Source organism: Enterococcus sp. C76 (genome assembly GCF_040886985.1).
GTDB classification, from domain to species: domain Bacteria; phylum Bacillota; class Bacilli; order Lactobacillales; family Enterococcaceae; genus Enterococcus_B; species Enterococcus_B lactis.
This window is the reverse complement of record NZ_JBFOEY010000030.1, coordinates 1-1,210: the sequence shown is the minus strand read 5'-3', so window position 1 is coordinate 1,210 and position 1,210 is coordinate 1. Positions and strand designations below refer to the sequence as shown.

Here is a 1,210-nt window from a genome sequence, read left to right as displayed (position 1 = left end):
ATTATTGAGAATGTGCTAAAAGATCCTACAATAACAGATATTTCTTATAATGGGACGGAATTGATTTTAGAAACAAATGATCGGAAATGGCGATATGAAGAGGAAGTAACTGGAGATTATATAAGTAATTTAATTAGTCGTTTGGCAAATATTGCAAAAAAAGAATTTAATGATAAAGAGCCGATTTTGGATATGCAATTGAAGAGATTACGTATTAATGCAGTTCATAAATCTTTGAATGAAGGAAATGCTAGTTTAAGTATACGAATTTCTAGAAACGAATTAGTATTGAGCGAAGATAATTTTTCTAGTTTAGCGCCGATAGAAGTTTTATTGCTGTTAGTATCATTAGTGAAAAGTCATTGTAATATTGTGATTGCTGGTGAAACTGGTGCAGGGAAAACAGTATTACAGCAATTATTAATGTCGTATATTTCTTTTGATGAGCGGATTGTATTAGTGGAAGATACGCCAGAAGCACACGCAAAAGAATTGTTTCCAGAAAAAGACGTGATTTGTTGGCATAGTAATGCAAAAAAAGGGGTAGATGAATTAATTAAAGCAAGTTTGCGCAATAATCCGAAATGGGTAATGGTGACGGAAATACGGCGCGCGACTGAAGCGTATGAATGGTTACAAGCGATTTTGAGTGACCATTGCGGAATAACAACTATTCATGCAACGGAAGCTGAAGCAATTCCTGATCGGATTTTGAATATGGTGTTGGAAGAAACAACGGTAAAAGAGGATCGTTACTTACAATTAATTAAACAATATGTTCATATTGGGATTCAAATGAAAGTAAGAGTAATCGAAGGAAAGAAAATTCGATATATTCAAAAAATCGTTGGTTTCCGTGAAACAGGAAATTTTGTTACTATTTTTTCACAAAAATGTTTAAAAGATGGAATTTTAGTACCGACCTTTGGAGAGATTCCTAAAGAAATTGTAGATCGCTTGGTAGAATATGGGAATGAAAGTGAAGTGAAATTATTCAAAGCAAATTTATTGGAAGGATTGTAAAAAGATGAATGAAGATAGAATTCGTAAAATTGCAATGCGTGAAAAGGAAAAACAAAAGAAGCAATGGGAAAAAGATCATAAAAAGGGGAAATGTTCCACTTTCAAGGAGCAGTCAGCATATCGTTCTGTCTATGGAAAAAGACCACGTTATAAAAAAAGTGATGGAATTGTTCGGTTGTTATGCGTA

Annotated in this window: 2 protein-coding genes; both read left to right on the top strand. The window is 33.2% G+C overall.

Annotated elements, in window-relative coordinates; genetic code table 11:
- Nucleotides 1-1,023 (top strand): ATPase, T2SS/T4P/T4SS family (locus AB3I00_RS14525; protein ID WP_368025602.1); only part of this gene is annotated, 1,023 nt, incomplete at its 5' end.
- A 4-nt stretch (nucleotides 1,024-1,027) separates the two neighbouring features.
- Nucleotides 1,028-1,210: hypothetical protein (locus AB3I00_RS14520; RefSeq protein ID WP_368025601.1), on the top strand; the 183-nt coding region annotated here is incomplete at its 3' end.